Consider the following 19292-nt stretch of genomic DNA (forward strand, 5'->3'; position numbering starts at 1 on the left):
GGGTCGTCGCGCCCTGGATACCTATAACATCCGTATCCTCATCGCCTATATTCCACCGCATCCGAGTTCACATTTAGTGTCGCTCCATCCGATACATTGGTCGTCCCACTGTTTAAATTCGTTACCGTCGTGCCTACCGTTAAACTGTTGCCCGTTATCCCCGTCGCGCCCTGAAGGTCTATCGCATCGTCTGCCGCATTTCCGATATTAATGTCATCGTTGTTGATCGTCGTAGATGTAGCTCCCATCGGCGATCGTTACGTTGCTGTTCAACGTCGTGTTCCCATCTACATTCACCACATCGTTGAAGTCCGCATTCGCATTCACTACTAAAGCATCCGCATTCGTGGCTCCTAAGGTCACATTATCGTCCGCCTGCAATAAGCCCGTCACATCCAAGCCCGCATTCGCGTCCACATTGCCTCCAAAGTCTACCTGACCTGCGCCCGTCGTAATCGTGCCATCGCCTACCGTCGTATTTACTCCATTCGCAATCGTGAACGTGCCCCCGTCTACATCCAAGCCCGCATTCGCGTCCAGGTTCCCTGCAACATCTACCTGATCCGTACCCGCATTCCCAAGGTTGATTACATCGGAGTTTACATTGAAGGCTTGACCGTCTACCGCTTCAACAATATCTCCATTCACATCGGTGGTCAACGCTAAGTCGCCCGTGTAGTTCGTGTTCCCCTGCAACACCACCGTACCATCCGCATCCGGTAAGGTGATCGTACGATCTGCCGTTGGATTCGTCACCGCAATGCGCGTCTCAAACGTGTCGTCCGTCCCGCCCTCTAATATCAAAGGGGTTGCGCCCTGGATCTCCGCATTGATACTTACATCGTCCGTGTCATCTGTACCAACCCCGATCAACCCACTGTTGATCGTCGTACTTGTCGCATTTAATGCTGTACTGTTACCCGTAAGGGTCGTCGCGCCCTGGATACCTATAACATCCGTATCCTCATCGCCTATATTCACCGCATCCGAGTTCACATTTAGTGTCGCTCCATCCGATACATTGGTCGTCCCACTGTTTAAATTCGTTACCGTCGTGCCTACCGTTAAACTGTTGCCCGTTATCCCCGTCGCGCCCTGAAGGTCTATCGCATCGTCTGCCGCATTTCCGATATTAATGTCATCGTTGTTGATCGTCGTAGATGTAGCTCCATCGGCGATCGTTACGTTGCTGTTCAACGTCGTGTTCCCATCTACATTCACCACATCGTTGAAGTCCGCATTCGCATTCACTACTAAAGCATCCGCATTCGTGGCTCCTAAGGTCACATTATCGTCCGCCTGCAATAAGCCCGTCACATCCAAGCCCGCATTCGCGTCCACATTGCCTCCAAAGTCTACCTGACCTGCGCCCGTCGTAATCGTGCCATCGCCTACCGTCGTATTTACTCCATTCGCAATCGTGAACGTGCCCCCGTCTACATCCAAGCCCGCATTCGCGTCCAGGTTCCCTGCAACATCTACCTGATCCGTACCCGCATTCCCAAGGTTGATTACATCGGAGTTTACATTGAAGGCTTGACCGTCTACCGCTTCAACAATATCTCCATTCACATCGGTGGTCAACGCTAAGTCGCCCGTGTAGTTCGTGTTCCCCTGCAACACCACCGTACCATCCGCATCCGGTAAGGTGATCGTACGATCTGCCGTTGGATTCGTCACCGCAATGCGCGTCTCAAACGTGTCGTCCGTCCCGCCCTCTAATATCAAAGGGGTTGCGCCCTGGATCTCCGCATTGATACTTACATCGTCCGTGTCATCTGTACCAACCCCGATCAACCCACTGTTGATCGTCGTACTTGTCGCATTTAATGCTGTACTGTTACCCGTAAGGGTCGTCGCGCCCTGGATACCTATAACATCCGTATCCTCATCGCCTATATTCACCGCATCCGAGTTCACATTTAGTGTCGCTCCATCCGATACATTGGTCGTCCCACTGTTTAAATTCGTTACCGTCGTGCCTACCGTTAAACTGTTGCCCGTTATCCCCGTCGCGCCCTGAAGGTCTATCGCATCGTCTGCCGCATTTCCGATATTAATGTCATCGTTGTTGATCGTCGTAGATGTAGCTCCATCGGCGATCGTTACGTTGCTGTTCAACGTCGTGTTCCCATCTACATTCACCACATCGTTGAAGTCCGCATTCGCATTCACTACTAAAGCATCCGCATTCGTGGCTCCTAAGGTCACATTATCGTCCGCCTGCAATAAGCCCGTCACATCCAAGCCCGCATTCGCGTCCACATTGCCTCCAAAGTCTACCTGACCTGCGCCCGTCGTAATCGTGCCATCGCCTACCGTCGTATTTACTCCATTCGCAATCGTGAACGTGCCCCCGTCTACATCCAAGCCCGCATTCGCGTCCAGGTTCCCTGCAACATCTACCTGATCCGTACCCGCATTCCCAAGGTTGATTACATCGGAGTTTACATTGAAGGCTTGACCGTCTACCGCTTCAACAATATCTCCATTCACATCGGTGGTCAACGCTAAGTCGCCCGTGTAGTTCGTGTTCCCCTGCAACACCACCGTACCATCCGCATCCGGTAAGGTGATCGTACGATCTGCCGTTGGATTCGTCACCGCAATGCGCGTCTCAAACGTGTCGTCCGTCCCGCCCTCTAATATCAAAGGGGTTGCGCCCTGGATCTCCGCATTGATACTTACATCGTCCGTGTCATCTGTACCAACCCCGATCAACCCACTGTTGATCGTCGTACTTGTCGCATTTAATGCTGTACTGTTACCCGTAAGGGTCGTCGCGCCCTGGATACCTATAACATCCGTATCCTCATCGCCTATATTCACCGCATCCGAGTTCACATTTAGTGTCGCTCCATCCGATACATTGGTCGTCCCACTGTTTAAATTCGTTACCGTCGTGCCTACCGTTAAACTGTTGCCCGTTATCCCCGTCGCGCCCTGAAGGTCTATCGCATCGTCTGCCGCATTTCCGATATTAATGTCATCGTTGTTGATAGTCCGCATTCGCATTCACTACTAAAGCATCCGCATTCGTGGCTCCTAAGGTCACATTATCGTCCGCCTGCAATAAGCCCGTCACATCCAAGCCCGCATTCGCGTCCACATTGCCTCCAAAGTCTACCTGACCTGCGCCCGTCGTAATCGTGCCATCGCCTACCGTCGTATTTACTCCATTCGCAATCGTGAACGTGCCCCCGTCTACATCCAAGCCCGCATTCGCGTCCAGGTTCCCTGCAACATCTACCTGATCCGTACCCGCATTCCCAAGGTTGATTACATCGGAGTTTACATTGAAGGCTTGACCGTCTACCGCTTCAACAATATCTCCATTCACATCGGTGGTCAACGCTAAGTCGCCCGTGTAGTTCGTGTTCCCCTGCAACACCACCGTACCATCCGCATCCGGTAAGGTGATCGTACGATCTGCCGTTGGATTCGTCACCGCAATGCGCGTCTCAAACGTGTCGTCCGTCCCGCCCTCTAATATCAAAGGGGTTGCGCCCTGGATCTCCGCATTGATACTTACATCGTCCGTGTCATCTGTACCAACCCCGATCAACCCACTGTTGATCGTCGTACTTGTCGCATTTAATGCTGTACTGTTACCCGTAAGGGTCGTCGCGCCCTGGATACCTATAACATCCGTATCCTCATCGCCTATATTCACCGCATCCGAGTTCACATTTAGTGTCGCTCCATCCGATACATTGGTCGTCCCACTGTTTAAATTCGTTACCGTCGTGCCTACCGTTAAACTGTTGCCCGTTATCCCCGTCGCGCCCTGAAGGTCTATCGCATCGTCTGCCGCATTTCCGATATTAATGTCATCGTTGTTGATCGTCGTAGATGTAGCTCCATCGGCGATCGTTACGTTGCTGTTCAACGTCGTGTTCCCATCTACATTCACCACATCGTTGAAGTCCGCATTCGCATTCACTACTAAAGCATCCGCATTCGTGGCTCCTAAGGTCACATTATCGTCCGCCTGCAATAAGCCCGTCACATCCAAGCCCGCATTCGCGTCCACATTGCCTCCAAAGTCTACCTGACCTGCGCCCGTCGTAATCGTGCCATCGCCTACCGTCGTATTTACTCCATTCGCAATCGTGAACGTGCCCCCGTCTACATCCAAGCCCGCATTCGCGTCCAGGTTCCCTGCAACATCTACCTGATCCGTACCCGCATTCCCAAGGTTGATTACATCGGAGTTTACATTGAAGGCTTGACCGTCTACCGCTTCAACAATATCTCCATTCACATCGGTGGTCAACGCTAAGTCGCCCGTGTAGTTCGTGTTCCCCTGCAACACCACCGTACCATCCGCATCCGGTAAGGTGATCGTACGATCTGCCGTTGGATTCGTCACCGCAATGCGCGTCTCAAACGTGTCGTCCGTCCCGCCCTCTAATATCAAAGGGGTTGCGCCCTGGATCTCCGCATTGATACTTACATCGTCCGTGTCATCTGTACCAACCCCGATCAACCCACTGTTGATCGTCGTACTTGTCGCATTTAATGCTGTACTGTTACCCGTAAGGGTCGTCGCGCCCTGGATACCTATAACATCCGTATCCTCATCGCCTATATTCACCGCATCCGAGTTCACATTTAGTGTCGCTCCATCCGATACATTGGTCGTCCCACTGTTTAAATTCGTTACCGTCGTGCCTACCGTTAAACTGTTGCCCGTTATCCCCGTCGCGCCCTGAAGGTCTATCGCATCGTCTGCCGCATTTCCGATATTAATGTCATCGTTGTTGATCGTCGTAGATGTAGCTCCATCGGCGATCGTTACGTTGCTGTTCAACGTCGTGTTCCCATCTACATTCACCACATCGTTGAAGTCCGCATTCGCATTCACTACTAAAGCATCCGCATTCGTGGCTCCTAAGGTCACATTATCGTCCGCCTGCAATAAGCCCGTCACATCCAAGCCCGCATTCGCGTCCACATTGCCTCCAAAGTCTACCTGACCTGCGCCCGTCGTAATCGTGCCATCGCCTACCGTCGTATTTACTCCATTCGCAATCGTGAACGTGCCCCCGTCTACATCCAAGCCCGCATTCGCGTCCAGGTTCCCTGCAACATCTACCTGATCCGTACCCGCATTCCCAAGGTTGATTACATCGGAGTTTACATTGAAGGCTTGACCGTCTACCGCTTCAACAATATCTCCATTCACATCGGTGGTCAACGCTAAGTCGCCCGTGTAGTTCGTGTTCCCCTGCAACACCACCGTACCATCCGCATCCGGTAAGGTGATCGTACGATCTGCCGTTGGATTCGTCACCGCAATGCGCGTCTCAAACGTGTCGTCCGTCCCGCCCTCTAATATCAAAGGGGTTGCGCCCTGGATCTCCGCATTGATACTTACATCGTCCGTGTCATCTGTACCAACCCCGATCAACCCACTGTTGATCGTCGTACTTGTCGCATTTAATGCTGTACTGTTACCCGTAAGGGTCGTCGCGCCCTGGATACCTATAACATCCGTATCCTCATCGCCTATATTCACCGCATCCGAGTTCACATTTAGTGTCGCTCCATCCGATACATTGGTCGTCCCACTGTTTAAATTCGTTACCGTCGTGCCTACCGTTAAACTGTTGCCCGTTATCCCCGTCGCGCCCTGAAGGTCTATCGCATCGTCTGCCGCATTTCCGATATTAATGTCATCGTTGTTGATCGTCGTAGATGTAGCTCCATCGGCGATCGTTACGTTGCTGTTCAACGTCGTGTTCCCATCTACATTCACCACATCGTTGAAGTCCGCATTCGCATTCACTACTAAAGCATCCGCATTCGTGGCTCCTAAGGTCACATTATCGTCCGCCTGCAATAAGCCCGTCACATCCAAGCCCGCATTCGCGTCCACATTGCCTCCAAAGTCTACCTGACCTGCGCCCGTCGTAATCGTGCCATCGCCTACCGTCGTATTTACTCCATTCGCAATCGTGAACGTGCCCCCGTCTACATCCAAGCCCGCATTCGCGTCCAGGTTCCCTGCAACATCTACCTGATCCGTACCCGCATTCCCAAGGTTGATTACATCGGAGTTTACATTGAAGGCTTGACCGTCTACCGCTTCAACAATATCTCCATTCACATCGGTGGTCAACGCTAAGTCGCCCGTGTAGTTCGTGTTCCCCTGCAACACCACCGTACCATCCGCATCCGGTAAGGTGATCGTACGATCTGCCGTTGGATTCGTCACCGCAATGCGCGTCTCAAACGTGTCGTCCGTCCCGCCCTCTAATATCAAAGGGGTTGCGCCCTGGATCTCCGCATTGATACTTACATCGTCCGTGTCATCTGTACCAACCCCGATCAACCCACTGTTGATCGTCGTACTTGTCGCATTTAATGCTGTACTGTTACCCGTAAGGGTCGTCGCGCCCTGGATACCTATAACATCCGTATCCTCATCGCCTATATTCACCGCATCCGAGTTCACATTTAGTGTCGCTCCATCCGATACATTGGTCGTCCCACTGTTTAAATTCGTTACCGTCGTGCCTACCGTTAAACTGTTGCCCGTTATCCCCGTCGCGCCCTGAAGGTCTATCGCATCGTCTGCCGCATTTCCGATATTAATGTCATCGTTGTTGATCGTCGTAGATGTAGCTCCATCGGCGATCGTTACGTTGCTGTTCAACGTCGTGTTCCCATCTACATTCACCACATCGTTGAAGTCCGCATTCGCATTCACTACTAAAGCATCCGCATTCGTGGCTCCTAAGGTCACATTATCGTCCGCCTGCAATAAGCCCGTCACATCCAAGCCCGCATTCGCGTCCACATTGCCTCCAAAGTCTACCTGACCTGCGCCCGTCGTAATCGTGCCATCGCCTACCGTCGTATTTACTCCATTCGCAATCGTGAACGTGCCCCCGTCTACATCCAAGCCCGCATTCGCGTCCAGGTTCCCTGCAACATCTACCTGATCCGTACCCGCATTCCCAAGGTTGATTACATCGGAGTTTACATTGAAGGCTTGACCGTCTACCGCTTCAACAATATCTCCATTCACATCGGTGGTCAACGCTAAGTCGCCCGTGTAGTTCGTGTTCCCCTGCAACACCACCGTACCATCCGCATCCGGTAAGGTGATCGTACGATCTGCCGTTGGATTCGTCACCGCAATGCGCGTCTCAAACGTGTCGTCCGTCCCGCCCTCTAATATCAAAGGGGTTGCGCCCTGGATCTCCGCATTGATACTTACATCGTCCGTGTCATCTGTACCAACCCCGATCAACCCACTGTTGATCGTCGTACTTGTCGCATTTAATGCTGTACTGTTACCCGTAAGGGTCGTCGCGCCCTGGATACCTATAACATCCGTATCCTCATCGCCTATATTCACCGCATCCGAGTTCACATTTAGTGTCGCTCCATCCGATACATTGGTCGTCCCACTGTTTAAATTCGTTACCGTCGTGCCTACCGTTAAACTGTTGCCCGTTATCCCCGTCGCGCCCTGAAGGTCTATCGCATCGTCTGCCGCATTTCCGATATTAATGTCATCGTTGTTGATCGTCGTAGATGTAGCTCCATCGGCGATCGTTACGTTGCTGTTCAACGTCGTGTTCCCATCTACATTCACCACATCGTTGAAGTCCGCATTCGCATTCACTACTAAAGCATCCGCATTCGTGGCTCCTAAGGTCACATTATCGTCCGCCTGCAATAAGCCCGTCACATCCAAGCCCGCATTCGCGTCCACATTGCCTCCAAAGTCTACCTGACCTGCGCCCGTCGTAATCGTGCCATCGCCTACCGTCGTATTTACTCCATTCGCAATCGTGAACGTGCCCCCGTCTACATCCAAGCCCGCATTCGCGTCCAGGTTCCCTGCAACATCTACCTGATCCGTACCCGCATTCCCAAGGTTGATTACATCGGAGTTTACATTGAAGGCTTGACCGTCTACCGCTTCAACAATATCTCCATTCACATCGGTGGTCAACGCTAAGTCGCCCGTGTAGTTCGTGTTCCCCTGCAACACCACCGTACCATCCGCATCCGGTAAGGTGATCGTACGATCTGCCGTTGGATTCGTCACCGCAATGCGCGTCTCAAACGTGTCGTCCGTCCCGCCCTCTAATATCAAAGGGGTTGCGCCCTGGATCTCCGCATTGATACTTACATCGTCCGTGTCATCTGTACCAACCCCGATCAACCCACTGTTGATCGTCGTACTTGTCGCATTTAATGCTGTACTGTTACCCGTAAGGGTCGTCGCGCCCTGGATACCTATAACATCCGTATCCTCATCGCCTATATTCACCGCATCCGAGTTCACATTTAGTGTCGCTCCATCCGATACATTGGTCGTCCCACTGTTTAAATTCGTTACCGTCGTGCCTACCGTTAAACTGTTGCCCGTTATCCCCGTCGCGCCCTGAAGGTCTATCGCATCGTCTGCCGCATTTCCGATATTAATGTCATCGTTGTTGATCGTCGTAGATGTAGCTCCATCGGCGATCGTTACGTTGCTGTTCAACGTCGTGTTCCCATCTACATTCACCACATCGTTGAAGTCCGCATTCGCATTCACTACTAAAGCATCCGCATTCGTGGCTCCTAAGGTCACATTATCGTCCGCCTGCAATAAGCCCGTCACATCCAAGCCCGCATTCGCGTCCACATTGCCTCCAAAGTCTACCTGACCTGCGCCCGTCGTAATCGTGCCATCGCCTACCGTCGTATTTACTCCATTCGCAATCGTGAACGTGCCCCCGTCTACATCCAAGCCCGCATTCGCGTCCAGGTTCCCTGCAACATCTACCTGATCCGTACCCGCATTCCCAAGGTTGATTACATCGGAGTTTACATTGAAGGCTTGACCGTCTACCGCTTCAACAATATCTCCATTCACATCGGTGGTCAACGCTAAGTCGCCCGTGTAGTTCGTGTTCCCCTGCAACACCACCGTACCATCCGCATCCGGTAAGGTGATCGTACGATCTGCCGTTGGATTCGTCACCGCAATGCGCGTCTCAAACGTGTCGTCCGTCCCGCCCTCTAATATCAAAGGGGTTGCGCCCTGGATCTCCGCATTGATACTTACATCGTCCGTGTCATCTGTACCAACCCCGATCAACCCACTGTTGATCGTCGTACTTGTCGCATTTAATGCTGTACTGTTACCCGTAAGGGTCGTCGCGCCCTGGATACCTATAACATCCGTATCCTCATCGCCTATATTCACCGCATCCGAGTTCACATTTAGTGTCACTCCATCCGATACATTGGTCGTCCCACTGTTTAAATTCGTTACCGTCGTGCCTACCGTTAAACTGTTGCCCGTTATCCCCGTCGCGCCCTGAAGGTCTATCGCATCGTCTGCCGCATTTCCGATATTAATGTCATCGTTGTTGATCGTCGTAGATGTAGCTCCATCGGCGATCGTTACGTTGCTGTTCAACGTCGTGTTCCCATCTACATTCACCACATCGTTGAAGTCCGCATTCGCATTCACTACTAAAGCATCCGCATTCGTGGCTCCTAAGGTCACATTATCGTCCGCCTGCAATAAGCCCGTCACATCCAAGCCCGCATTCGCGTCCACATTGCCTCCAAAGTCTACCTGACCTGCGCCCGTCGTAATCGTGCCATCGCCTACCGTCGTATTTACTCCATTCGCAATCGTGAACGTGCCCCCGTCTACATCCAAGCCCGCATTCGCGTCCAGGTTCCCTGCAACATCTACCTGATCCGTACCCGCATTCCCAAGGTTGATTACATCGGAGTTTACATTGAAGGCTTGACCGTCTACCGCTTCAACAATATCTCCATTCACATCGGTGGTCAACGCTAAGTCGCCCGTGTAGTTCGTGTTCCCCTGCAACACCACCGTACCATCCGCATCCGGTAAGGTGATCGTACGATCTGCCGTTGGATTCGTCACCGCAATGCGCGTCTCAAACGTGTCGTCCGTCCCGCCCTCTAATATCAAAGGGGTTGCGCCCTGGATCTCCGCATTGATACTTACATCGTCCGTGTCATCTGTACCAACCCCGATCAACCCACTGTTGATCGTCGTACTTGTCGCATTTAATGCTGTACTGTTACCCGTAAGGGTCGTCGCGCCCTGGATACCTATAACATCCGTATCCTCATCGCCTATATTCACCGCATCCGAGTTCACATTTAGTGTCGCTCCATCCGATACATTGGTCGTCCCACTGTTTAAATTCGTTACCGTCGTGCCTACCGTTAAACTGTTGCCCGTTATCCCCGTCGCGCCCTGAAGGTCTATCGCATCGTCTGCCGCATTTCCGATATTAATGTCATCGTTGTTGATCGTCGTAGATGTAGCTCCATCGGCGATCGTTACGTTGCTGTTCAACGTCGTGTTCCCATCTACATTCACCACATCGTTGAAGTCCGCATTCGCATTCACTACTAAAGCATCCGCATTCGTGGCTCCTAAGGTCACATTATCGTCCGCCTGCAATAAGCCCGTCACATCCAAGCCCGCATTCGCGTCCACATTGCCTCCAAAGTCTACCTGACCTGCGCCCGTCGTAATCGTGCCATCGCCTACCGTCGTATTTACTCCATTCGCAATCGTGAACGTGCCCCCGTCTACATCCAAGCCCGCATTCGCGTCCAGGTTCCCTGCAACATCTACCTGATCCGTACCCGCATTCCCAAGGTTGATTACATCGGAGTTTACATTGAAGGCTTGACCGTCTACCGCTTCAACAATATCTCCATTCACATCGGTGGTCAACGCTAAGTCGCCCGTGTAGTTCGTGTTCCCCTGCAACACCACCGTACCATCCGCATCCGGTAAGGTGATCGTACGATCTGCCGTTGGATTCGTCACCGCAATGCGCGTCTCAAACGTGTCGTCCGTCCCGCCCTCTAATATCAAAGGGGTTGCGCCCTGGATCTCCGCATTGATACTTACATCGTCCGTGTCATCTGTACCAACCCCGATCAACCCACTGTTGATCGTCGTACTTGTCGCATTTAATGCTGTACTGTTACCCGTAAGGGTCGTCGCGCCCTGGATACCTATAACATCCGTATCCTCATCGCCTATATTCACCGCATCCGAGTTCACATTTAGTGTCGCTCCATCCGATACATTGGTCGTCCCACTGTTTAAATTCGTTACCGTCGTGCCTACCGTTAAACTGTTGCCCGTTATCCCCGTCGCGCCCTGAAGGTCTATCGCATCGTCTGCCGCATTTCCGATATTAATGTCATCGTTGTTGATCGTCGTAGATGTAGCTCCATCGGCGATCGTTACGTTGCTGTTCAACGTCGTGTTCCCATCTACATTCACCACATCGTTGAAGTCCGCATTCGCATTCACTACTAAAGCATCCGCATTCGTGGCTCCTAAGGTCACATTATCGTCCGCCTGCAATAAGCCCGTCACATCCAAGCCCGCATTCGCGTCCACATTGCCTCCAAAGTCTACCTGACCTGCGCCCGTCGTAATCGTGCCATCGCCTACCGTCGTATTTACTCCATTCGCAATCGTGAACGTGCCCCCGTCTACATCCAAGCCCGCATTCGCGTCCAGGTTCCCTGCAACATCTACCTGATCCGTACCCGCATTCCCAAGGTTGATTACATCGGAGTTTACATTGAAGGCTTGACCGTCTACCGCTTCAACAATATCTCCATTCACATCGGTGGTCAACGCTAAGTCGCCCGTGTAGTTCGTGTTCCCCTGCAACACCACCGTACCATCCGCATCCGGTAAGGTGATCGTACGATCTGCCGTTGGATTCGTCACCGCAATGCGCGTCTCAAACGTGTCGTCCGTCCCGCCCTCTAATATCAAAGGGGTTGCGCCCTGGATCTCCGCATTGATACTTACATCGTCCGTGTCATCTGTACCAACCCCGATCAACCCACTGTTGATCGTCGTACTTGTCGCATTTAATGCTGTACTGTTACCCGTAAGGGTCGTCGCGCCCTGGATACCTATAACATCCGTATCCTCATCGCCTATATTCACCGCATCCGAGTTCACATTTAGTGTCGCTCCATCCGATACATTGGTCGTCCCACTGTTTAAATTCGTTACCGTCGTGCCTACCGTTAAACTGTTGCCCGTTATCCCCGTCGCGCCCTGAAGGTCTATCGCATCGTCTGCCGCATTTCCGATATTAATGTCATCGTTGTTGATCGTCGTAGATGTAGCTCCATCGGCGATCGTTACGTTGCTGTTCAACGTCGTGTTCCCATCTACATTCACCACATCGTTGAAGTCCGCATTCGCATTCACTACTAAAGCATCCGCATTCGTGGCTCCTAAGGTCACATTATCGTCCGCCTGCAATAAGCCCGTCACATCCAAGCCCGCATTCGCGTCCACATTGCCTCCAAAGTCTACCTGACCTGCGCCCGTCGTAATCGTGCCATCGCCTACCGTCGTATTTACTCCATTCGCAATCGTGAACGTGCCCCCGTCTACATCCAAGCCCGCATTCGCGTCCAGGTTCCCTGCAACATCTACCTGATCCGTACCCGCATTCCCAAGGTTGATTACATCGGAGTTTACATTGAAGGCTTGACCGTCTACCGCTTCAACAATATCTCCATTCACATCGGTGGTCAACGCTAAGTCGCCCGTGTAGTTCGTGTTCCCCTGCAACACCACCGTACCATCCGCATCCGGTAAGGTGATCGTACGATCTGCCGTTGGATTCGTCACCGCAATGCGCGTCTCAAACGTGTCGTCCGTCCCGCCCTCTAATATCAAAGGGGTTGCGCCCTGGATCTCCGCATTGATACTTACATCGTCCGTGTCATCTGTACCAACCCCGATCAACCCACTGTTGATCGTCGTACTTGTCGCATTTAATGCTGTACTGTTACCCGTAAGGGTCGTCGCGCCCTGGATACCTATAACATCCGTATCCTCATCGCCTATATTCACCGCATCCGAGTTCACATTTAGTGTCACTCCATCCGATACATTGGTCGTCCCACTGTTTAAATTCGTTACCGTCGTGCCTACCGTTAAACTGTTGCCCGTTATCCCCGTCGCGCCCTGAAGGTCTATCGCATCGTCTGCCGCATTTCCGATATTAATGTCATCGTTGTTGATCGTCGTAGATGTAGCTCCATCGGCGATCGTTACGTTGCTGTTCAACGTCGTGTTCCCATCTACATTCACCACATCGTTGAAGTCCGCATTCGCATTCACTACTAAAGCATCCGCATTCGTGGCTCCTAAGGTCACATTATCGTCCGCCTGCAATAAGCCCGTCACATCCAAGCCCGCATTCGCGTCCACATTGCCTCCAAAGTCTACCTGACCTGCGCCCGTCGTAATCGTGCCATCGCCTACCGTCGTATTTACTCCATTCGCAATCGTGAACGTGCCCCCGTCTACATCCAAGCCCGCATTCGCGTCCAGGTTCCCTGCAACATCTACCTGATCCGTACCCGCATTCCCAAGGTTGATTACATCGGAGTTTACATTGAAGGCTTGACCGTCTACCGCTTCAACAATATCTCCATTCACATCGGTGGTCAACGCTAAGTCGCCCGTGTAGTTCGTGTTCCCCTGCAACACCACCGTACCATCCGCATCCGGTAAGGTGATCGTACGATCTGCCGTTGGATTCGTCACCGCAATGCGCGTCTCAAACGTGTCGTCCGTCCCGCCCTCTAATATCAAAGGGGTTGCGCCCTGGATCTCCGCATTGATACTTACATCGTCCGTGTCATCTGTACCAACCCCGATCAACCCACTGTTGATCGTCGTACTTGTCGCATTTAATGCTGTACTGTTACCCGTAAGGGTCGTCGCGCCCTGGATACCTATAACATCCGTATCCTCATCGCCTATATTCACCGCATCCGAGTTCACATTTAGTGTCGCTCCATCCGATACATTGGTCGTCCCACTGTTTAAATTCGTTACCGTCGTGCCTACCGTTAAACTGTTGCCCGTTATCCCCGTCGCGCCCTGAAGGTCTATCGCATCGTCTGCCGCATTTCCGATATTAATGTCATCGTTGTTGATCGTCGTAGATGTAGCTCCATCGGCGATCGTTACGTTGCTGTTCAACGTCGTGTTCCCATCTACATTCACCACATCGTTGAAGTCCGCATTCGCATTCACTACTAAAGCATCCGCATTCGTGGCTCCTAAGGTCACATTATCGTCCGCCTGCAATAAGCCCGTCACATCCAAGCCCGCATTCGCGTCCACATTGCCTCCAAAGTCTACCTGACCTGCGCCCGTCGTAATCGTGCCATCGCCTACCGTCGTATTTACTCCATTCGCAATCGTGAACGTGCCCCCGTCTACATCCAAGCCCGCATTCGCGTCCAGGTTCCCTGCAACATCTACCTGATCCGTACCCGCATTCCCAAGGTTGATTACATCGGAGTTTACATTGAAGGCTTGACCGTCTACCGCTTCAACAATATCTCCATTCACATCGGTGGTCAACGCTAAGTCGCCCGTGTAGTTCGTGTTCCCCTGCAATACCACCGTACCATCTGCATCCGGGAACGTGATCGTGCGGGCTGCCGTTGGATCTTCGATCTCAAAAGTCGTGCGGTTCGTAGCATCTGCCGTCGAACCATCAAAAACAACCGCATTCTGACCCGCTACCAACGTTCCTTCCTGCAACGTGCCATTGATCGCTACTGCATCTGATTCACCATCACCCAAAGTCACCCCATCATTGAACGTCGCTGAAGAGCCCGTCGCTACCGTCAGATTGCCCCCGTTAATATTCGTCGCGCCCGTTAGATCGATCGCATCTCCTGCCGCATTACCTATATCAATCGTGTTCGAGTTGATCGTGGTGGTCGTAGCATCGGTGGATACCGTAAGATCATCGTTGAGTGTAGTAGCTCCATCTACATTCACCACATCGTTGAAGTCCGCATTCGCATTGACTACTAAAGCATCCGCATTCGTGGCTCCTAAGGTCACATTATCGTCCGCCTGCAATAAGCCCGTCACATCCAAGCCCGCATTCGCGTCCACATTGCCTCCAAAGTCTACCTGACCTGCGCCCGTCGTAATCGTGCCATCGCCTACCGTCGTATTTACTCCATTCGCAATCGTGAACGTGCCCCCGTCTACATCCAAGCCATTGTTCGCGTCCAGGTTCCCTGCAACATCTACCTGATCCGTACCCGCATTCCCAAGGTTGATTACATCGGAGTTTACATTGAAGTCTTGACCGTCTACCGCTTCAACAATATCTCCATTCACATCGGTGGTCAACGCTAAGTCGCCCGTGTAGTTCGTGTTCCCCTGCAATACCACCGTACCATCTGCATCCGGGAACGTGATCGTGCGGGCTGCCGTTGGATCTTCGATCTCAAAAGTCGTGCGGTTCGTAGCATCTGCCGTCGAACCATCAAAAACAACCGCATTCTGACCCGCTACCAACGTTCCTTCCTGCAACGTGCCATTGATCGCTACTGCATCTGATTCACCATCACCCAAAGTCACCGCATCATTGAACGTCGCTGAAGAGCCCGTCGCTACCGTCAGATTGCCCCCGTTAATATTCGTCGCGCCCGTTAGATCGATCGCATCTCCTGCCGCATTACCTATATCAATCGTGTTCGAGTTGATCGTGGTGGTCGTAGCATCGGTGGATACCGTAAGATCATCGTTGAGTGTAGTAGCTCCATCTACATTCACCACATCGTTGAAGTCCGCATTCGCATTCACTACTAAAGCATCCGCATTCGTGGCTCCTAAGGTCACATTATCGTCCGCCTGCAATAAGCCTGTTACATCCAAGCCCGCATTCGCGTCCACATTGCCTCCAAAGTCTACCTGACCTGCGCCCGTCGTAATCGTGCCATCGCCTACCGTCGTATTTACTCCATTCGCAATCGTGAACGTGCCCCCGTCTACATCCAAGCCCGCATTCGCGTCCAGGTTCCCTGCAACATCTACCTGATCCGTACCCGCATTCCCAAGGTTGATTACATCGGAGTTTACATTGAAGTCTTGACCGTCTACCGCTTCAACAATATCTCCATTCACATCGGTGGTCAACGCTAAGTCGCCCGTGTAGTTCGTGTTCCCCTGCAATACCACCGTACCATCCGCATCCGGTAAGGTGATCGTACGATCTGCCGTTGGATTCGTCACCGCAATGCGCGTCTCAAACGTGTCGTCCGTGCCGCCCTCTAATATCAAAGGGGTTGCGCCCTGGATCTCCGCATTGATACTTACATCGTCCGTGTCATCTGTACCAACCCCGATCAACCCACTGTTGATCGTCGTACTTGTCGCATTTAATGCTGTACTGTTACCCGTAAGGGTCGTCGCGCCCTGGATACCTATCACATCCGTATCCTCATCGCCTATATTCACCGCATCCGAGTTCACATTTAGTGTCGCTCCATCCGATACATTGGTCGTCCCACTGTTTAAATTCGTTACCGTCGTGCCTACCGTTAAACTGTTGCCCGTTATCCCCGTCGCGCCCTGAAGGTCTATCGCATCGTCTGCCGCATTTCCGATATTAATGTCATCGTTGTTGATCGTCGTAGATGTAGCTCCATCGGCGATCGTTACGTTGCTGTTCAACGTCGTGTTCCCATCTACATTCACCACATCGTTGAAGTCCGCATTCGCATTCACTACTAAAGCATCCGCATTCGTGGCTCCTAAGGTCACATTATCGTCCGCCTGCAATAAGCCTGTTACATCCAAGCCCGCATTCGCGTCCACATTGCCTCCAAAGTCTACCTGACCTGCGCCCGTCGTAATCGTGCCATCGCCTACCGTCGTATTTACTCCATTCGCAATCGTAAACGTGCCCCCGTCTACATCCAAGCCATTGTTCGCGTCCACATTGCCAATAAAATCCGTCTGATCCGCTATATCATCACCGATGTTGATGTCGTTTGAGTTTACATTAAATGGTTGACCATCAACTGCGTTGACAATTTGACCATTGGCATCACTGCTTAATGCAAGGTTATTTTGTAATGTTCCAGCACCTGAAAGAACGACGGTTCCTGATGCATTAGGCAAACTAATTGTTCGATCAGCAGTTGGGTCGACAACAGCAATACGTGTCTCAAAATTGTTATCGGTTACACCCTCCAGAATAAATGGTGTTGCTCCCTGAATTTCAGCATTTATTATTAAGTCGTCTGTATCGCTAGATCCAATTAGCGTATTGTCATTTGCTCGCAGAATTCCCGTTACATCTATGCCGTTATTTGCATCGACATTTCCCCCGAATGTAACCTGACTGGTCCCTGATTGAGTTATTGCTTGATTGGTAGTTAGGGCAGCACCTGTAACATCTAAACCTCTATTTGCGTCAAGATTTCCAATTGAAGTTATTTGATCAGCGGGACTATCTCCTAGATTAACAGGCCCATTCAAAAAAGAAAATCCAGAAACTTCAAAACCTCCTGTATTATTTAAAATGAAACGACCGCTACCAGGAACCGTAAAATTGGAAGTCAAGTCAAGGTCAGTTCCATCAACAGCATTATCCTGAATAGTGGTTACTGCATTAGGTCCTGAGATAGCGATTGAAATATCCCCGGTAACAGGAGCTGAAGTCAGTGTGTTCCCATTTCCAATTGGAATGTAGTTGGCATTTCCAACAAAAAATGGTTGAGCAACATCAGATGCATTTCCCAAATAAATATTACCAAAATCTAAATCACTATCGATAAAATCAACAGCATCTTTTGAAGTGATTTCTCCTGAAGGTCCAGTAACAATTACTTTATCATTACCAGGAGAAAACCACGAAGCAGATGGTGTATTATCTGAAATCAGTAGTGCATTCGTGTTTGATGGTAAGATCTTGTCTTGTGTAACAGCCTGCCCAGCAATTTTATCATTTGTGATTCCAGAGTCTTTGACCTGCAGTATATCTGAGCTTGTTTCGAGAGTAACGTCATCTACATTGATGTCAAGTTCGCCGTTGGTTGCATCTTCAATGAGGCCTTCGCCGGCCAAACCTCCTAAATCAACATAAAGTGAATCATTGCTTATTTGCAAGCCATTTCCATTGTTGATTTCAAGGCTTCCATTGGCATTTTGTATCAACCCTAAACCTGCAACATCTGCATTGATATCATCTCGTGTTACATTATCATCTGCTATCTTGTTGGTGGTCACTGCATTATCCGCTATTTCATTTTCAGTGACAGCAGCTGTCGCTATGTCCTGGGTATTAACTTCACCATCTTGTATTTTCTCGGTAGTTATCGCATCATCAGCAATTTTGCTATTGACTACTTCGCCATCAATTAACTCACTAGTCCCAACTGAATTTGGTGCTATTTCTTCCTTGCCTACTCCATCAGTAGCTATATCATCTGAAACAATTGTGTTGTCAAGAATTTCATCTGTTGTTACAGCCCCTGTATTGATTTGAATATCTGCAGACGAGCCATTGTTTGTTGCGGTAATATCACCCGAAACAGGCAACCCTTGAGCGACTCCAGAGCTATTTCCGATGTAAATATTGTCTTGGGCAAGAGCGGAAGAGGTAAACTCTGACCTGCTGGTCCAAACGGGATTTCCTGAAGCATCTACCGTAAGAACAACATTTGAATTCCCTTCTGTATTGATTTTCGAGATCGTAATAGTCCCATTGGCTATATCTTCATTCAGGATTGAGCCGTTGATGATGTTTGCCGTACCAATTTGGATTATGACTTCTGATATCCCCGTAACTCTTCCCTTTTGATCGACCGTAAGTTGCAAGACGTTAAAAGCGTCTGTTCCATATGTACCTGCTGTTATTGATGAAATATTCTCTAGCTTTTCCCCGGTCACAGCCAGATTTGCAATTTTATCAGTAGTCACAGCACTATTATCAATTTTTTCAGTCGTGACACTACTATTCTGTAACTTAGGTGTTGTCACTGCCCCATCAGCGATTTTATCTTCGACAACTGCCCCCAATTTGATTGTCGGATTTGGATAACTACCAGTCAGGTCCCCACCAGCATTAATAGTCGTCAATATCCCTAGTCCGGCCTTCCAAACTCCTTCAGACCAGAAATAGAATGATCGCTCACTGGTGTCGAAAACCATCAAACCAATATCCTGATTACCCAAAGAGCCACTCATGCTAAGCCTCTGTGCGGTAGTGACACGTGGCACCAGGAATCCCTGATTTGAATTAGGAGAAACAAGTTCCAATACCGCATTGGCATTTGGATTGTTGGTGTTTATTCCGACTGAATTATCCTGACCATGCGATAAGGCACAGAAAAAGATAAAAGCAGTGGACGCTGCAAACTTTAAATTTTTCATAACTCTGGGGACAATTTTAAGGGACTAAGGC

The 19292-nt window shown here is 50.8% G+C and carries 3 protein-coding genes; all 3 read right to left on the reverse strand.

Going from position 1 to position 19292, the window contains the following annotated elements:
* Window positions 1–38 precede the first annotated feature (38 nt).
* Genes ACQK2H_RS00005 through ACQK2H_RS00015 form a run of 3 tightly spaced genes read right to left on the reverse strand, consistent with a single transcriptional unit; the run spans window position 39 to window position 19261 of the window.
* Window positions 39–248: a hypothetical protein gene (locus ACQK2H_RS00005; RefSeq protein WP_425389416.1), complete on the reverse strand. Its 210-nt coding sequence runs from the start codon at window positions 246–248 to the stop codon at window positions 39–41.
* Window positions 214–3009 carry a beta strand repeat-containing protein gene (locus ACQK2H_RS00010; RefSeq protein WP_425389417.1) on the reverse strand — a complete coding sequence of 932 codons (2796 nt, stop codon included), beginning with the start codon at window positions 3007–3009 and terminating at the stop codon, window positions 214–216. Before ACQK2H_RS00010 ends, ACQK2H_RS00005 begins: the two co-directional genes overlap by 35 nt.
* Window positions 2987–19261, reverse strand: coding sequence for a beta strand repeat-containing protein (locus ACQK2H_RS00015; RefSeq protein WP_425389418.1), 16275 nt, complete (start codon window positions 19259–19261; stop codon window positions 2987–2989). Before ACQK2H_RS00015 ends, ACQK2H_RS00010 begins: the two co-directional genes overlap by 23 nt.
* Window positions 19262–19292: the final 31 nt, after the last annotated feature.

Origin of the sequence: Ekhidna sp., from assembly GCF_965228795.1 — a bacterium.
GTDB lineage: Bacteria > Bacteroidota > Bacteroidia > Cytophagales > Cyclobacteriaceae > Ekhidna.

What these genes read in the sequence shown, in the direction of transcription:
- ACQK2H_RS00005 (WP_425389416.1), bottom strand. Translation starts at nt 248, where the DNA reads ATGGGAGCTACATCTACGACGATCAACAACGATGACATTAATATCGGA.
- ACQK2H_RS00010 (WP_425389417.1), bottom strand. Translation starts at nt 3,009, where the DNA reads ATGCGGACTATCAACAACGATGACATTAATATCGGAAATGCGGCAGAC.
- ACQK2H_RS00015 (WP_425389418.1), bottom strand. Translation starts at nt 19,261, where the DNA reads ATGAAAAATTTAAAGTTTGCAGCGTCCACTGCTTTTATCTTTTTCTGT.